Raw genomic sequence first — 18,325 nt, 5'->3', positions numbered from 1 at the left:
ATAGTGTATATACTATGACACAGTTATTAAAGTGTTAGGAGAAATTTTGAATTCCTTTCCATCTACATATATGGTTAATGGCTTGTCACCTTCAAGCGTAAATGATGTTCCTTGCTGCGAAACATTAACCTTCAAAATCTGATTTCTAAAGTTAACATTGAAGGTATACCCCTTCCATTCTTTAGGGATTTTAGGTGCAAAGGAGAGTGTATCATTTTTAATTCTCAATCCGCCAAAACCTTCTACAATACTCATCCAGGTACCTGCCATACTGGTAATATGCAATCCTTCTTCTACCTCTTTATTGTAATCATCAAGATCTAATCTTGACGTGCGAAGGTAAAACGTATAGGCTTGATCCATTCTATCTAAAGCCGCCGCCTGAATACTATGCACGCACGGTGACAATGAGGATTCGTGAACAGTAAAGGGTTCATAAAAATCAAAGTGTCGCTCTAGTTCTTCTTTGGTAAAATGGTCTTCAAACATATAAAAGCCTTGCAACGTATCGGCTTGCTTAATATATGGTGAACGTAAAATACGATCCCAACTCCATTTTTGATTAATTGGGCGTTGAGATGTGTCTAATTCTGCTACTGTCATTAATTCTTTATCCAAAAAACCATCTTGTTGCAAGTATACTTGATGCTTTTCTGAATATGGAAAATACATTCGTTTAGCCACGTCTAGCATCGCATCAATTTCGTTTTGAGACAAATTCGTTTTATCGATAATTCTTTTGTAATCAGAATTGTATTCTGCTTTTACTTTTGTTATGTTATCAACGCAATATTCGATACACCATTTGGCCAGGTAGTTGGTATACCAATTGTTATTTACATTATTTTCATATTCATTAGGTCCGGTTACCCCTAGAATCACATACTTATTTTTATCAGTAGAGAAGGTAGCTCGCTGATGCCAAAAACGAGCGACACCTATCATAACTTCAAGACCTTTTTCTGGTATATAGCTATAATCACCGGTATAACGATGATAATTATATATTGCAAAAGTCATAGCCCCGTTACGATGAATTTCTTCGAAGGTAATTTCCCATTCGTTATGGCACTCTTCTCCATTCATAGTTACCATAGGATACAAGGCTGCTCCGTTACTAAATCCGAGCTTCTCTGCATTTTCGATAGCTTTGTCAAGATGTTGGTAGCGGTATGTAAGTAGATTACGTGCTACTCTCTGGTCTTTGGTAGCCATATAGAAAGGTATACAATACGCTTCTGTATCCCAATAGGTACTCCCCCCATATTTTTCTCCGGTAAATCCTTTGGGTCCAATATTCAATCTCGCATCCTTACCAAGATACGTTTGATTCAACTGAAATATATTGAATCGTATCCCTTGCTGTGCTTTTACGTCGCCTTCAATTACGATATCTGCCATCTCCCAAATTTTGGACCAGGCCTGCTTTTGAAGATCTAATAAAGAATTAAAACCAGCGTCTGCTGCCTGTTTTAATGCAGCGGTACTGGCAGAAACCAAGTCATCTTCTTTATGATTTAAGGATACACAATACCCTCCAAATTTAACAAGCGAAGCAGTTTCACCTTTAGAAGCCTGAACCTCATAACGTAATCTTACATATGTATCTTTGGTTGCCACTTTGGGGTATATGTCCTGCATTTTATCTCCAATAAAAACCTGATTGCGCATTCCTGTACAAACGTGGAACTCGGTCTTCATGGTTTTTGATAAAATGTAAGCAGAACTGCCTTTATGAGCCACGTCATATGTATCCCAAAATTGATCATCCCAATTAGAATCTTCATTTGTGATACCTGCATCGAGATAAGGAGTAAAAACGATTTCAACGTCTTGCTGTAACGGAGTAACTTCATATTTAATTGCGCCTACTTCATCCAAATCCAAGCTTAAAAACCGTGTGGCTACGACCAAAATTTCAATTCCGTTACGTAACACAATAGTAAAGGAACGTTGATACCAGCCTTCCTTCATGTTTAATTCTCTTCTGAAATTTGAAACCGATTTACACCTGTTTAGATCTAGTGTTTCGCCGTTTATTTGCACATCGATACCTATCCAATTGGGTGCATTAAGCACTTTGGCAAAATACTCTGGATATCCGTTTTTCCACCAGCCTACTCTAGTTTTATCAGGATAATACACCCCTGCAATATAACTTCCTTGAAAGCTGGGGCCAGAATATGTTTCTTCAAAGTTGGCTCGCTGCCCCATTGCTCCGTTTCCAATACTAAAAAGGCTTTCCGATGATTTAACTCTTTCAGCATCATACCCTTCTTCAATAATTGACCAGCTATCTGGTTGTATATAGTCTTGATTCATACGTTTACATGTTTTTAATTGTTTGAAAACGAAATAATTAAAAAATTGAGAACGTATGTAACCACTGCGTTCTCTCATTAAGAATTTTAAATCCTACACGCCATATTGTGAAGTAATTTTTAAATTTTTTACTATTCGTTTCCTCTTTATTAAACTTTTCTGGCCGAAACCAAATTATTGATAAATTCTTTATTTATTTCTGTAAAATCTTTAAAAATATAATCTGCTTCGTGTAGTACGCTGGCATCACCTATACCTATACTAATCATATGAGCGGCATTGGCTGCCTGGACTCCTGCCACAGAATCTTCGAATACAATACAATCTTCTGGAGCGATATTTAATTGCTTTGAACCAATCAAAAATACTTCAGGATCTGGTTTAGCTTTAGTAACATCTGTGCCATCTACAATGGTATGAAACTTATCGATTAGCTGTACTTTTTCAAGAATAACTCTTGCATTTTTGCTAGCAGAGCCCAAAGCAATACCCTGTTTTTCAGTACTAAGATGATCTAATATCCGTGGGACATCGGGTAAAATCTCTGTAGTATCCATTCTTGAAATGTATTGAAGGTATTCTTCGTTCTTTTCATGCATTAGTCTAGCAAATTCTTCTTCTGAAATACTTTTGTTACCCCAGGCTAATATTTTTTCGAGAGATCTTATTCGGCTTACTCCTTTGAGCTGTTCATTTTGTTCTACTGAAAAAGAAATTCCTAAACTATTGGCAAGATTTTGCCAGGCCAGAAAATGATACTTTGCCGTATCTACAATCACCCCATCCAAATCAAATATAAATCCTTTCTTCATATGCATTTTATTTATTCATTTATTTCTATGGTTGCTTTATCGCTAACAAACACTGTTAAAAATCCTGAAATGACCATACTTATACCACCAATAATCAGGGCATACACTGTTTCATTTTCAAAAAAAGTATTCAGTAAAAAACCTAAAATTGAAGCTGCTACTATTTGAGGGATAACAATAAAGAAATTGAAAACTCCCATATAATATCCCATTTTTTTTGGAGGCAAAGCCCTAGCAAGCATGGCATAAGGCAAAGACAAAATACTGGCCCATGCAATTCCTACACCAATCATGGATATCACCAGCATTTCTGGCGTTGTAAAAATGGTTATAGATAAGAGTCCTAAACCGCCTAAAACTAGACTTACAAGATGTGTCATTTTACGGCCAACTAATTTTGCGATGACAGGAAGTAAGAAAGCTACAAGGGCTGCCACTGCGTTATAGACCGCAAAAAGAACGGTTACCCAATCTGCGCCATCATTATAAGCTTGAGAGGTAGGATCTGTCGCACCGTAGATGTAGCTAGTTACCGCCTGAGTTGTATAAATCCACATAGCGAATAAGGCAAACCACGAGAAAAATTGAACTAATGCCAATTGCTTCATTGTAGTAGGCATATACAAAAGATCGGTCATTATCGTAACAAATCCATTGATTCCTTTTGATTTTCTAACCAATGCGGCTGTTAGAAATAAAATACCTATAGAAAGAATACCTACAGACACAATATAAAGTTCTTTATCTAAAGATAAGTAAATAAGGATCGTGTTTAGAATGATACCAAAGACACTCATCATAGTTCCGGCTTTTATGAGTTTTGCTATCCTGCTTTCATCCTCTTTACCGGTTAATTGAACATCATACTCAGCTTTGTGATCTGTAAAGGCTTCTAATTCTTCTGGTGTATATTCTTTTGAATTGAAAACTGTCCACATCACAGCTAAAAGAAACACTAAAGCTCCGATATAGAAAGACCACTTAACAGAATCTGGTATAACTCCTTCTGCCGCAGTATTGCTTATCCCTAGCCAATTCGTAAAAATATAAGGCAAGGCAGAACCTACAACTGCTCCCAATCCTATAAAAAAGCTTTGCATTGCAAAACCTTGAGTTCTCTGACTTTCGGGTAAATTATCACCCACAAAAGCTCTAAATGGCTCCATAGATATGTTAATCGATGAATCCATAATCCACAAGGTACCGATAGCCACCCATAATGTAGAAGAATTGGGCATCATGCACAAGGCAATTGATGAAAGTATCGCCCCTACCAAAAAATAAGGCCGTCTTCGCCCTAACTTGGTATGCCAGGTGCGATCACTAAAATAACCAATTACAGGTTGTACAACTAATCCGGTTATAGGCGCAGCCAACCAAAAAACAGCTAACTCATCAACCTGGGCACCCAGGGTTTCAAAAATCCTTGACGTATTGGCATTTTGTAATGCAAAACCGAACTGAATTCCTAAAAATCCAAAACTCATGTTCCAGATTTCCCAGAAATTTAATTTACGCTTGTTCATTAAGTGAAATTAGATGATTACACTGATAAGCGCATGACTTATCAAAACTTATTTAGTAGAAAGTGAAAATATAAGTTTTGACTAGTCGCAAAGATATTATTATTTTTCAATAAGCAAGAATCGCTTTATTATTTTTTTGTAGATTGTCTTTGCACCAGACTCGTATCAATAATAACGGTTCTATATTCTTCAGTAGACATATCGTCTCCTTCTAGCTTATCGATAAGCAATTTTGCGGCTCTAATCCCCATATCTTCCCCGTGCTGACTAATCGTAGTTAAACTTGGGATAAAATGCTTAGAAAGAATACCATCTGTAAAACCAACGACAGCAATATCTTCTGGTACACTTTTTCCTTGCGCATGAAGAACTCGTACAGCGGTAACAGCAAATAACTCATTAACTGCAAAGACAGCATCAATATGCTTATGCTTTAGAAATTCTGCAATCTCAGATTCACAATTATCGACATCTTCTATTTTAAGAATCAGTTCTTCTTGCTCTTCAATATCATAGGCACGCAACGCTTTTAGGTATCCATTTGTTCTAAGTTTACCTACACTGATGTAATCTACTGTGGTGAGAATAGCAATTCGTCTACATCCCAGAGAAAGAAGGTGATTGGTAGCTGTTTGTGCTCCTTTAGTATCATCAATAATGACTTTATCACATACAACTTCATCAATAATTCTATCAAAAAGAACTACAGGCATCCCCTGGCTCATTGTTTCTTCTATATGATGATAATCTTTCTTGAGTTGTGTTTCTTTGGCAACTGATAAAATGAAACCGTCTGCGCTACCACTAGCAAGCATTTCCATATTTAAAACTTCTTTATCAAAAGAGTTGTTAGAGGAGCAAATAATCACATTATATCCTTTTTGGTTTGCAACCTTCTCTACCCCTCCTATAACAGTTGTAAAAAAATGATGAACAATTTCGGGAATAATGACACCAATGGTTTTGGTCTTTCTATTTTTAAGACTTAACGCAATGTTATTGGGTTTGTAATTGTAAAGCTTTGCAAATGCCTTTACCTTTTGCCGCGTATCCAAACTAATTTCAGCACTATCTTTTAGCGCTTTTGATACGGTAGAAATAGAAACATCCAGTTCTTTTGCAATTTGTTTTAGTGTCACTTTTTGTTTCATACGTTTAAATCTTTTTAATTGTTTGGAAACGAAATAATTAAAAAATTGAGAACGTATGTAACCGCTACGCTCTCACATTAAAAATTTTAAACATTCCCTTTGGTGAAGTAATTTTTAAAATTTATTAATGTTCGTTTCATCTGTTTATTTTTATGGTTTTTTAGTGGTCAGACCTGCATGCCTAGCTGCTGGTAGGCGGGTGGAATCGCCATTTACTCATATCGGAGCGTATCATCCTTATTATTATGGCTTATTTCATACGTTTAAATTATTTAATTATTTGAAAACGGAATAATTAAATAATTGAGAACGTATGTAACCGCTACGCTCTTACATTAAAAATTTTAAACATTCTCTTTGATGAAATAATTTTTAAAATTTATTAATGTTCGTTTCATGCTTCTAGTTTAATTAAAAGTTAAGTAATTCTTAAGATTATACCTTTACAGCCAATTTTTTCGCTCCCATTTTTTTAAGATTGAAGGCTACAACGTCGCTACCTAAAACTTATTTCCTAACGCTTACTTTTTATCTAAACATCAAAAATCACTGCGAAAATATATCATATGAGCATTAAATCGTTTAAATTTTTATTGAAATTCTAAAAGTTTTCCACACGCAAACGTTTTCGTAAAGCATGTAAAATAGTTACCTCAAAATTTAACACAAAATTTACATACTTTGGATGGCAGAAAGTGAAAGTATAAGAAGTGAAACAATTAAAAACTAATTTAATTTTTATGAAATGAGTATAAACTTTTTTAAACATGCTCTATCGATATGATTAAAATAAGTTTATGCGAAAACGAAGTGGTTACATCTATTTATGATTTTGTAATTACTTAATTTTCATTGAATTATAAAATTTTAAACAAATGAAAACATTTACAAAATGCGCATTGTTTTTGGTGTGGTTGATACCCATGAGCTTATTTGCTCAATCAACAGTAACAGGAACCGTGAGCGATGCCGGAGGCGGGCAACCAATTCCGGGTGTAAACATTATCGTTAGAGGATCGACGAAGGGGGCTACTACTGACTTTAACGGACAATATACTTTAGATAATGTGAATAAGGGGGAGATACTAGTTTATTCTTATGTAGGTTTTATGGCTCAAGAAGTCGTATTTGATGGTCAACCCTCAATAGATATTACATTACAAGAAGATGCTGCAGAATTAGAACAAGTTGTAGTTATTGGTTATGGAAATACAAGAAAGAAAGATCTAACCGGTTCTGTAGCCTTGGTTACTGCAGAAGATTTCAACACAGGAAATAACGTTACTGCAGAAAACCTGTTTACTGGTCGTGTGGCCGGAGTTAATATTAATACAAATGGTGGCCCTGCTGGTAATTCGCAAATTAGAATTCGTGGTGGTGCTTCTTTAAACGCTTCAAATGATGCTCTTATCGTAATTGATGGTTTGCCAATTAATGACCCATCTGACGAAGATAATGGTTCTAGGTCCATTTTATCTTCTATTAACCCTAATGATATCGAGTCTTTTTCTATTCTTAAAGATGCATCAGCGGCAGCAATTTATGGTAACCGAGGTGCAAATGGAGTAATTATCATTACTACAAAAAAAGGAAGGAAAAATCTTAGTATTAGTCTAGATTCTCAAACCAGTATTACGACTGCAAACAGAACCGTTGATGTTTTTTCTGGAGATGAGTATAGAGCCCTGATTGCCGAACGATTTCCAGACCGGGTAGGTAGTTTGGGAACAGCGAATACAGACTGGCAGGACGAAATCTATCGTGATGCGTTTTCTTCAATTCATAATCTTTCACTTAGCGGGTCCTTATTAGATGTTTTACCCACTCGTCTTTCTGTGGGTCGAGCAGATCAGGAAGGGCTTAGAAAAACATCAAAATTCGAGAGAACTACCACATCATTATCTCTAAATCCACGATTATTTGACAATCATTTGAAAATTGATGTTAATGCGAATCTAAACTTTGAGAAAAACCGTTTTGCTGAGGGTGTAGAAAAAGATGCGATTACATTTGATCCTACTCAACCGGTTTTTGATGCATCTTCACCATACGGGGGCTTTTTTGAATACGTAAATAGCGATGGTTTTGCACTTCCCAACGTACAGCGAAATCCCGTTGCAAAATTATTACAAACCAGAAATATTGCCAATGTAAGACGATATTTTGGAAATGTAAAATTTGATTATCAGATGCACTTTTTGCCCGAATTAAGAGCTGTGGTAAATCTAGGTCTGGATACTAGCGAAACACAAAGATTCGAAGAGCGTTCTACAGAGAGTGCGAACACATTTAGATCAGAGTTTGGAGAGTTTAACGGGTTTAAGTCTGATACAGATTTTACATCAGAAAACAAATTACTAGATGCCTATCTTGTTTATACTAAAAAGTTTGGTGAACTTGATCTGGAAACAACAGCAGGATACTCGTATCAAAAATTTGAAGTTGAAGAATTTAAAACTGAAGATCAACGTGATCCCAACAGACTTCCTGAGAGAAATATTGAACCTGATGTAGTCCTTTTGGCTTATTTCGCCCGAGCGAACCTAAAATTGAGTGACAAATATTTTCTAACCGGTTCCATTCGTAGAGATGGTACTTCAAGATTTAGTCCTGATAATAGATGGGGGTATTTTCCCTCAGCATCTTTTGGATGGCAAATTAGTGAAGAAGATTTTCTTCAAAACTCGACTACAGTAAGCAATCTTAGACTGCGTTTAGGATATGGTATCACAGGACAGCAAGATATTAGCCAAGCATATGCCTATATAGAGCGTTATAGAGGCAGTAATCCTAACACTCAATATATCTTAAATGGTGAAGTGGTCAATATAGTTCAGGCACAGTTTAGAAACGAAGATATCGAATGGGAAAAAATTACTGAATATAATATCGGACTGGATTATGGATTTTGGAACGATCGCATTAGTGGTTCTATAGATGTATTTAGAAAAGAATCTGATGACCTGCTTTCTGAAGCCCCTGTACCCGATGCAGTTAACTTTTCTAACCAAGGATTTCAAAACATAGGTAAGTTTGTAACGCAAGGTGCCGAATTCTCTATTAATACAGATATTATTAGAAGCTCAAATGTGAACTGGAGCGTAAGCTATAATGCCACTTTTATTGATCAAGAAATAGAAGAACTAGCCTTTGGGCAGGATATTATCGTAGGGGGTATCGATGGGGGTACGGGTAATAACGTTCAAATTCAAAGACAAGGCGAAGTTCCTTTTTCCTTTTTCACTTTTGCACAGGTATATGATTCTAACGGAAGACCGATTGAGGGTGCTTATGCAGATCTAGATGGTAATGGCGTTGTAGACAATAATGACAGATACATCGCAGGAAAACCAGCTCCAGACTTTCTTATGGGGCTTCAATCCAACCTCAATTTTTACAATTTCGATTTTAGTTTCAATTTACGTGCTAGTATCGGCAATGATGTCTATAATAATGTGGCTTCAGCGAATGCGCAAGAAGGTAACCTTTTCAGAAATGTATTCAACAACGCACCTACAACCTTGTTAAATACAGATTTTGTAAGTACACCCGATGTAATTCTGTCTGATATTTATGTAGAAGACGGTTCATTTGTACGAATGGAAAATATTACACTGGGGTATACGATGAGGGATATCATGAAAGGTGTTTCAAGTTTAAGAGTTTGGACGGGAGTACAAAATGCTTTTCTAATTACAGATTATTCAGGTCTTGATCCTGAAATTCAGAATGACGGTAGAGATCAGTCTATTTTTCCCAGAGGACGTACTTTCTTATTCGGAATCAATTACAAATACTAAAAAAACTAGCAATGAAAATATATATATCTTTTTTATACGCATTTCTATTCGTAGGGATTTTAAGTTCTTGCGAAGGAGACCTCGATATCGAACTTGAAGACGATGATGACCTATTGGCTGAAGATGTTTTTAACCAGCCCGGGGGATATGATCGAGCAATAGCAGGAGTGTATGCTAACTTTTCGGTCGTTGGTTTAGATGATCCGGGCACATCTAATCTTGCAGGGATCGATGCCGGTACCGGTAATTATATAAGAGGATTATTTAATTTACAAAGTTTAGCTTCTGACGAAGTACTATGGAATTTTGAAAATGATCAGGGAATACGTCAAATACAACGTAATAGCTGGGATGCGAATAATGTTATAGTTTTAGGATTTTGGGCCAGAGCTACATTTCAAATTTCATTAGCCAACGAGTTTTTAAGACAAACTACAGAAGATAAATTAAATGAGCGCGGAGTTGATGAGGCAGCGAAACAAGAAATACGTACGTATAGAGCAGAGGCACGAGTTTTAAGAGCTTTGGCAAATTATCATTTATTGGATCTTTTTAGAAGAGCTCCTTTTGCTACAGAAAATGATCCTGTTGGATTTACCAGAGTTCAAGAAATTGCAGGAGATGATCTGTTTAACTACATAGAAACAGAGTTGCTCGAGGTAGAGGATCAATTACTCGATGTAAATCCAGGCAATGCCGAACAATATGGCAGAGCTAATAAAGGAGTAGCAAAAATGATTCTTGCCAAGTTATACCTCAATGCTGAAGTATTCCTAGAGAATAGCAATAATCGTTTTGCTGATTGCCTTAGAGTATGCGAAGAAATCATCAATAGCGGATATAGTTTAACACCTAATTATCTTAATAATTTTAATGCAGATAACAATAGTAACGGGGCACAAAATGAAATTATATTTCCTGTTGTTGCAGATGGTGTTTCGGTACGAAATTTTGGAGGAGCATCAATCATTATACAAGGACAACAGAACGCAAATGGAGATTTTAGACCTACACCTGCTGACTTTGGTGCTATTGGCTTCGGAAACTTATTTAGAGTACGAGAAGAATTATCTCTAACTTTTGAAGCGCCTTTATTTAATAATGATGAAAGAAATACCTTAGTAAAATTTGACGTACCGGTAGTTCCTGGTCCTAATCCACCGGTAGAAAGGGATATTGCTATAGGTGCAGATTTACTGGATACTTCGTCAGGGTATTTAATGGCAAAATATTCTAATATTAGCTCAAATGGTGAGCCTGGTCAGGATCAATTGTTTGTCGATACCGATTTTCCTTTGTTCAGACTTGCAGATGTTTATTTAATGTATGCAGAGGCTCACCTTGAAGGAGGCGGCGGAGATCTAACTACTGCAACCCGATACATCAATTTGCTTAGAGAGCGAGCCTTTAACAATAGCTCTGCAAATATTTCAGAAGGGGATCTAACACTCGATTTTATACTTGATGAACGAGCTCGAGAATTACATTGGGAAGCGCATAGAAGACAAGACCTTATTCGTTTCGATCTGTATACGGGCGGCAGTTATACCTGGTCGTTTAAAGGAGGCCCACAAAACGGTACTGCGATTGATGAAAAATTTAAACGCTTTCCGGTACCTGCATCAAGTAGATCAGCAAATCCAAATTTAGGACAAAATCCAGGATTCGAATTATAGAAAAACTTAATTTATACAGTCATGAAAAAAATTTCAATTTTAATTTTAGCAGGTATTACTTTGCTTAACTTCTATTCTTGTATAGATGATGAAGGGCCTGAATTTATTATTCAGGAAGAGTCGGCTACCGCACCAGTAATTGTAACGGCTAATACAACCGTTACTTTAAATAAAGAGGTTGAAAACAATCAGGCACTTACTGTGGTTTGGAACGATGCCGATTATAATTTTCAAACCCCTGTTTCTTACAGTATCATGGTTGCCAATGCAGGTACCAATTTTGAAAATGCGATCGAAGCTGCTTCTACAGTAGAGCGTTCGTATACCTGGACCGTAAAAGACCTTAATGATCTGGCAATAAAAACCGGATTAGTAATAGACGAAGAAGGTGCTCTAGAAGTTCGTGTTATTTCTTCTTTAGGAAGTAATGACGGAGTAGCTATGAACTCAAACATTCTTGCCATTACGCTAACCCCCTATTCGACCGAGTTGCCTAGATTATGGCTGCCCGGTGATTATGCTCAGGATAGCGGTTATGGTGCGAATTGGAATCCTTCAGACCCCGCAACACCTACGCTAATAGCAGAAAACTTTACAAGTTCTAAGTTTGAAGGATATGTGTTTTTTGCCAATGATAATTCCAATTTTAAGATTACTCCTACAAATGTTAATTTTGATGGAAACTTTGGGGATACTAATGATTCTGGAACATCTGGAACTTTATTACGAGACGATGCCAGTAAAAATATCGTTGTTCCTATTGCAGGATATTACAAAATCAATGTAGATATTGAAGCACTTACCTACACCCTAACAAAAACAGAATGGGCCATTACAGGTTCGTCTACACCTTTAGGCTTTGCCCCAGCCGAACCAGGTCCAGATCAGGATCATGACCTTACGTATGATAAAGATACAAAGGTTTGGACTACTACCTTGGATCTTTCTTCTGGTGAGATTAAATTTAGAGCAAATGATGCCTGGTCCCTGAACTATGGAAACGATGATAACGGAGATGGATCACTAGACGAAGGTGGGTCGAATATTGCTGTAGCATCAGGAGGTACATTTTTAATTGCACTTGATTTTAGCGAACCAAGAGGGTATAGTTTTATGCTTACTCCTGTAACAAATTAAGAGCATAATGTATAAGAGGCTGTTAGGATCAACAGCCTCTAAACTTTATTAATGATAAAACGAATAGTTATAAAATTTTTAATGTGAGAGCGCAGCGGTTACATACGTTCTCAATTTTATCATTAATGTATTTCTCGATAATTACTAAAATTTAAACGTGTGAAAAAAAATATAAAAAATTCTATAAAAAGTACGCTTCTTATAGGCGCCTGCATAGCAATTTTTTCAGGTTGTTCAAACGATGATGATGCTTCTAACAACCAAGAAGCTGAAGCAGGTCAAGAAGATTTAAAAATGGATCTTACCCCGTTTATAAAAGCTGATGCAGGGGTACTCATGCAAGCATTTTATTGGGATGTAGAGCCAATAGGCGGTTGGTATGACGAAGTAAGTTCAAAAATTGAAGATTGGGCTGCGGCTGGAATCAATAGAATTTGGTTACCTGCTCCGGGAAAAGGAGCTTCAGGACAATTTTCTATGGGGTATGATCCCATGGATTATTTTGATGTAGGAGAATTTAGTCAAAGAGGGTCAGAAAACAAAGAAACACGTTTTGGATCTCGTGAAGAACTTGAAAACCTTATTCAAAAATCACATGATAATGATATCGAAGTCATTGCAGATATCGTTATGGGACATAACTCTGGTGGTGGCTTGCAGTACAACCCCTACAGAGATGCAGAAGTATACAGCCTTTTTGATGAAGAAAATGGAAATGCCTCTGGAAAATTTAATAGAAATTTTGAACATTTTCATCCTAACGCAATTGTTGATGCTGACGAAGGAGCCTTATTTTTTGCCGAAACAGATCTTAGCCACGCTGTTCCTTATGTACAAGAATGGTTATGGGGCCGAGATGACTCTGTAGCAGAATTTTACAAATCACTTGGTTTTGACGGTTGGCGTTTTGATTACGTAAAAAGCTTTGCTCCTAAATGGGTAAAAGCATGGAATGATAAGGTTGGAGGATTCTCGGTAGGAGAAAATTTTGATGGCAATCAACAGGTGCTGAAAGATTGGGTAGATGCCTCTGGATCTCCTGCTTTTGATTTTGCATGTTTCTATAGGTTAGAAGAGTCTCTAGACCGTAACAAAGATCTTACTGCGCTAGGAGAAGAAGGCAATATGCTACGTAAAATATATCCTGACAAAGCGGTTACATTTACAGCGAATCATGATACAGAGAAAGATGAAAATACAAATAATAACATAAGCTATGCCAATAAATTATTAGCATATGCCTATATGTTGACTCATGATGGGTATCCTACAATTTTCTATCTTGATTATGAAAACGAATCTTTTAAAAAGCAAATTCAAAATCTGATTTTAATTAATAGTACTATCGCTACTGGTGATATAGAAATTATTGAAGCTAATAAAGATGAATACATTATGAAAAGAAATGGTTCTGGTGATAACCCAGGACTTATCTTCTACATGAACATAAGTAACAATACCAAGCAATATACTATGCAAACGAATTGGGAGAACAAAACCCTTGTTGATTATGCTAATAATTCTAAAATAACCCCAAGCACCGATGCTGAAGGAAATACAACAATTTACGCCAAAGCGGGTAGTTTTTCTATCTGGTCCATTAGTAAATAGTAACACAATAGTAGAATAAGCCAAAGTCAAGAGCACCTTTTATAGGTGCTCTTGTCATACTGATTTAGACGTATTCTACTCGTTTTTAAAAATTTCGAGCCAGCAAAATTGATCATTTCAATCATAATACAAAAGAATTACTTTACTTTGTAAAAAGGATCTTCTAGTAGTAGAACATCATTTTTACATACATCATCATTATAATTACGTAAACTTAATGCCTAAATTTCCGTTTTATAAGCAAGCTGAATCCAAAGATTGTGGTCCGACTTGTATAAAAATCATAGCAAAACACTACGGAAGAGTTCTTAATACACAAAAACTTCGAACGCTTAGCGAGACTACTCGAGAAGGCAGTTCTCTTTTAGGGCTTAGTGATGCTGTAGAAGAAATTGGATTTCGATCTCTGGGAGTAAAACTTTCGCTAAGAAAACTAGAAGAAGTCCCCCTACCCTGTATCGTGCACTGGAACAAAGTACACTATGTGGTAGTTTATAAGGTAAAATTTAAACGTAACGGTGAGGCAACTATTTATGTATCTGATCCAGCTCACGGATTAATTACGTATTCTAAAGAAGAATTCATCAAAGCCTGGATTGGTAATAATGCCGATGAACATACCGAAGAAGGGGTGGCACTTTTACTCGAACCTACTCCAAAATTTTATAATGACGATCTTGATGAAGAAGATGAAAAGTTTGGGTTCAAATTTATATCTAAGTACATACTTAAATACAAATCCTTTTTATTTCAGCTTGCCTTAGGTTTGGGTGCCGGTAGTTTATTACAACTTATTACTCCTTTTCTTACACAAAGTATTGTAGATGTTGGTATAAAAAATCAGGATATAAATTTTGTTTATCTCGTTTTAATCGCCATGCTATCTCTTTTTATAGGGCGAACACTCATCGAAGTACTTCGAAGTTGGATTTTACTGCATTTAAGTACGCGTATTAATATTTCTTTGATTTCAGACTTTTTTATCAAACTCATGAATTTGCCTATCTCCTATTTCGATGTGAAGATGACGGGAGATTTATTACAGCGAATTAATGATCATAAGCGAATAGAACAAATATTAACGATGTCATCGCTCAATGTGCTATTTTCGATGGTTAATTTAATCGTTTTTAGCGTCGTATTGATCTATTACAGCTTGTCGATCTTTGGTATTTTTGCTATCGGAAGCGCGCTCTACTTTGCCTGGATCTTAATTTTCTTTAAAAAACGTAAAAAATTAGATTACAAGCGTTTTTCTCAAATTAGTGAAGAGCAAAGTAAAGTAATTGAACTGGTTAATGGCATGCAAGAGATTAAATTACACAATGCCGAAAAAAGAAAACGATGGAACTGGGAGTTTGTTCAAGCCAAATTATTTAAAATTTCGATCGAAAATCTAGCACTCGAGCAGTATCAAAGTGTTGGGTCTTCATTTATTAATGAGCTAAAAAATATTCTAATCACTGTATTTTCTGCCAAACTGGTAATCGACGGAGAAATAACATTGGGTATGATGCTTGCCATAACTGCAATTGTAGGACAACTTAATGCCCCAATAATGCAACTGATTAATTTCTTAAGAGAATTACAAGATGCTCAAATATCGTTAGAACGATTAGGCGAAATTCATAATAAAGAAAACGAAGAACAGACTGGTGCAGAAAAAATAAAAGAGATACCTGAGAACTCTGGCTTTGAAATTAAAGATCTCGCTTTTAGATACGTAGGATCAGACAAGAAAGTGCTAGAGAACCTCAACCTGTCTATTCCTGCCAACAAAATAACTGCTGTAGTGGGTGTAAGTGGCAGTGGAAAAACCACCTTGATGAAACTTTTACTTAAGTTTTATAATCCAGACGAAGGTCAAATTTTTATCGGTCCGCATGATTTACAACATGTATCACAAAGATCCTGGAGAGAACATTTTGGAGTGGTTATGCAAGAAGGATACATTTTTAACGATACGATTGCCAATAATATTGCTGTAGGTGAAGATTATGTAGACAAGAAAAAATTAGCCCATGCTGTCGACGTAGCCAATATTAAAGAATTTATTGAATCACTTCCTCTTTCGTATAATACTAAAATAGGAATGGAAGGTGTAGGTCTTAGTACTGGTCAAAAACAACGTTTGTTTATCGCACGTTCGGTATATAAAAATCCAAAATATTTGTTTTTCGACGAGGCCACTTCAGCCCTTGATGCCAATAATGAAAAAGTGATTATGGAAAAATTAGATACTTTTTTCGAAAACAAAACCGTAATGGTCATTGCACATCGCCTAAGCACCGTAAAAAATGCTTTTCAGATTGTCGTTTTGGATAAAGGTAAAATTATCGAAGTAGGAAATCATGAAGAATTGATTAAAAAGAAAGGAAATTATTATAATTTAGTCAAAAATCAATTAGAGCTGGGTAAGTAAAGATTAGTGTTTAGAAGGATACAGAAATAGCATTTAAATGTGTAAACAAGTTGATAACTTGTGTATTAATGTGTACGTATCACACAAAAAGCCTACTCTTAATACTGAATATTGAATACTGAATATTGAACACTGAATACTGAATAGTGAATACTAGATACTGAATACTGAATAGTGAATACTAGATACTGAATACTGAATATCGAATACTGAATATCGAATACTGAATATCGAATACTGAATATCGAATACTGAATATCGAATACTGAATATCGAATACTGAATATCGAATACTGAATATCGAATATCGAATATCGAATACTGAATATCGAATACTCAATACTTAATACTTAATACACAACACTAAGCAAAGAAATGCCAGAAGCTTTAGACGAAATACAATTAAGAAGTGAAGAAGTTCAGGAAATACTGAATAGAGTACCTCATTGGATGATTAGATGGGGCAATTTACTCATTCTGGTTTTGGTATTGCTACTGTTATTTTTATCGTGGTTGATAAAGTATCCTGATGTAATCCCGGCAGAAGCTATCATAACCACTCAGATTCCGCCACAAAAGGAATATGCCCAGGTTAGTGGTAAAATTGAAGCCATTTTGGTTGAAGACGGACAAATGGTACCAGCGTATACACCTTTGGCTATTCTTACCAATACGGCAAATTATCAAGACGTTTTTACACTAAAATCTATAATTGATACGATATCTATCACGAGCACTTCATTTGCATTTCCCATCAAAGAACTTCCTATTTTATTTTTGGGAGACATTGAAACTAGCTTTGCCATCTTTGAAAACAGTTATTCTGAATATCTATTAAATAAAGAATTACAACCCTTTTCTAATGAGGCGCTTGCTAATCAAATTTCACTATCAGAACTGTATCGAAGGCAAGAAAGCTTAAAGGGGCAAAAAAGAATCGCACGAACCGAGCTTGACTTTAAGAAAAAGGATTTTGAGCGACAGCAAAATTTGTTTGATAAGGGGGTCATCTCTGCTCAGGAATTTGAAAATAAGAAAATTGATCTCCTGCAAGCCGAGCGTAATTATGAAAGTAATAACGTACAGCTTTCGCAGATCAATGAAAGCATAAGTGCAGCAACCAAGACCTCGAGAGGGACTGAAATTAACCAGCAAAAAGAGGAAGTAAACCTGCGCAAAAAAGTCTTACAGTCTTTCGATCAATTAAAAAAAAGCATTAAAGATTGGGAGCTTCAATATGTTCTAAAGTCTGATATAGAAGGGCGTGTTTCCTTTCTTAATTTTTGGACTCAAAATCAAACAGTGACTGCTGGCGACTTGGTATTTATCATTATCCCGTCAGAAGATTCATCCTATTTAGCCAAAATTAAAGCGCCCTCACAAAATTCAGGTAAAATAAAAATTGGGCAAACTGCCAATATTCGCTTGGAAAATTTCCCAGATGATGAATTTGGTACGTTAAAAGGAACTGTAAAAAACATCTCTCTTTTACCAGATAAAGATGGCCTCTATTTAATTGACGTCGCGCTTCCTGAAAAATTAATCACTACATACAATACAGAAATTCCATTTAAACAAGAAATGAGAGGTATTGTTGAGATCATTACAGAAGATCTTCGTCTTATTGAACGTTTTTTCTATCAATTTCGAAAGATTATGGATAAATAAACCATTTTTCATTTTGATTGTATACTAGACTTGCTTTCAAAAAAGTTCTGAATCTTTAACTTTAAACCGATACAGGACATATTTTTTTTATAAAACTAGAACCTAAAAGTTTTTGAGTATATTCGCAATTTTAAATATTTAAAGTGTTACTCGTTTTTGATTTAAGCACTTATTTACAAGAATACTAAAATATTATTTTG

Annotated in this window: 10 protein-coding genes; 6 read left to right on the top strand and 4 right to left on the bottom strand. The window is 35.7% G+C overall.

Annotated features, from left to right (window positions below):
• Positions 1 to 12 precede the first annotated feature (12 nt).
• The 4 genes from J8281_RS15545 to J8281_RS15530 form a co-directional block, all read right to left on the bottom strand.
• Positions 13 to 2,322 carry a glycoside hydrolase family 65 protein gene (locus tag J8281_RS15545; protein WP_210198571.1) on the bottom strand — a complete coding sequence of 770 codons (2,310 nt, stop codon included), beginning with the start codon at positions 2,320 to 2,322 and terminating at the stop codon, positions 13 to 15.
• A gap of 149 nt (positions 2,323 to 2,471) precedes the next feature.
• Entirely contained in the window at positions 2,472 to 3,140 is a 669-nt protein-coding gene (pgmB, locus tag J8281_RS15540) for a beta-phosphoglucomutase (protein ID WP_210198570.1), read from the bottom strand.
• Between the two features lie 5 nt (positions 3,141 to 3,145).
• Positions 3,146 to 4,660: an MFS transporter gene (locus tag J8281_RS15535; RefSeq protein ID WP_210198569.1), complete on the bottom strand. Its 1,515-nt coding sequence runs from the start codon at positions 4,658 to 4,660 to the stop codon at positions 3,146 to 3,148.
• Positions 4,661 to 4,788: 128 nt separating this feature from the next.
• Positions 4,789 to 5,811: a LacI family DNA-binding transcriptional regulator gene (locus tag J8281_RS15530; protein WP_210198568.1), complete on the bottom strand. Its 1,023-nt coding sequence runs from the start codon at positions 5,809 to 5,811 to the stop codon at positions 4,789 to 4,791.
• 875 nt (positions 5,812 to 6,686) lie between these two features.
• Between J8281_RS15530 and J8281_RS15525 the strand changes: the two genes are divergently transcribed.
• The 6 genes from J8281_RS15525 (at position 6,687) to J8281_RS15500 (ending at position 18,125) form a co-directional block, all read left to right on the top strand.
• Positions 6,687 to 9,611, top strand: coding sequence for a SusC/RagA family TonB-linked outer membrane protein (locus J8281_RS15525; protein WP_210198567.1), 2,925 nt, complete (start codon positions 6,687 to 6,689; stop codon positions 9,609 to 9,611).
• Positions 9,612 to 9,622: 11 nt separating this feature from the next.
• Positions 9,623 to 11,287, top strand: a complete 1,665-nt coding sequence (locus tag J8281_RS15520) for a RagB/SusD family nutrient uptake outer membrane protein (RefSeq protein WP_210198566.1) — start codon at positions 9,623 to 9,625, stop codon at positions 11,285 to 11,287.
• Positions 11,288 to 11,308: 21 nt separating this feature from the next.
• Positions 11,309 to 12,424, top strand: a complete 1,116-nt coding sequence (locus J8281_RS15515) for a SusE domain-containing protein (RefSeq protein ID WP_210198565.1) — start codon at positions 11,309 to 11,311, stop codon at positions 12,422 to 12,424.
• A gap of 183 nt (positions 12,425 to 12,607) precedes the next feature.
• Positions 12,608 to 14,035, top strand: a complete 1,428-nt coding sequence (locus J8281_RS15510) for an alpha-amylase (protein ID WP_371812625.1) — start codon at positions 12,608 to 12,610, stop codon at positions 14,033 to 14,035.
• A gap of 217 nt (positions 14,036 to 14,252) precedes the next feature.
• Positions 14,253 to 16,457, top strand: a complete 2,205-nt coding sequence (locus J8281_RS15505; protein WP_210198563.1) for a peptidase domain-containing ABC transporter — start codon at positions 14,253 to 14,255, stop codon at positions 16,455 to 16,457.
• Between the two features lie 375 nt (positions 16,458 to 16,832).
• Positions 16,833 to 18,125: an HlyD family secretion protein gene (locus J8281_RS15500; RefSeq protein WP_210198562.1), complete on the top strand. Its 1,293-nt coding sequence runs from the start codon at positions 16,833 to 16,835 to the stop codon at positions 18,123 to 18,125.
• Positions 18,126 to 18,325 lie beyond the last annotated feature (200 nt).

The organism is Aquimarina sp. U1-2 (assembly GCF_017897595.1).
Taxonomy (GTDB): Bacteria; Bacteroidota; Bacteroidia; order Flavobacteriales; family Flavobacteriaceae; genus Aquimarina.
This window is presented reverse-complemented; position numbering and strand designations above follow the sequence as displayed.

Bases quoted from the DNA above. Each gene is read 5' to 3' on its own strand.
- J8281_RS15545 (WP_210198571.1), bottom strand. From the start codon at position 2,322: ATGAATCAAGACTATATACAACCAGATAGCTGGTCAATTATTGAAGAA.
- pgmB (WP_210198570.1), bottom strand. From the start codon at position 3,140: ATGCATATGAAGAAAGGATTTATATTTGATTTGGATGGGGTGATTGTA.
- J8281_RS15535 (WP_210198569.1), bottom strand. From the start codon at position 4,660: ATGAACAAGCGTAAATTAAATTTCTGGGAAATCTGGAACATGAGTTTT.
- J8281_RS15530 (WP_210198568.1), bottom strand. From the start codon at position 5,811: ATGAAACAAAAAGTGACACTAAAACAAATTGCAAAAGAACTGGATGTT.
- J8281_RS15525 (WP_210198567.1), top strand. From the start codon at position 6,687: ATGAAAACATTTACAAAATGCGCATTGTTTTTGGTGTGGTTGATACCC.
- J8281_RS15520 (WP_210198566.1), top strand. From the start codon at position 9,623: ATGAAAATATATATATCTTTTTTATACGCATTTCTATTCGTAGGGATT.
- J8281_RS15515 (WP_210198565.1), top strand. From the start codon at position 11,309: ATGAAAAAAATTTCAATTTTAATTTTAGCAGGTATTACTTTGCTTAAC.
- J8281_RS15505 (WP_210198563.1), top strand. From the start codon at position 14,253: ATGCCTAAATTTCCGTTTTATAAGCAAGCTGAATCCAAAGATTGTGGT.
- J8281_RS15500 (WP_210198562.1), top strand. From the start codon at position 16,833: ATGCCAGAAGCTTTAGACGAAATACAATTAAGAAGTGAAGAAGTTCAG.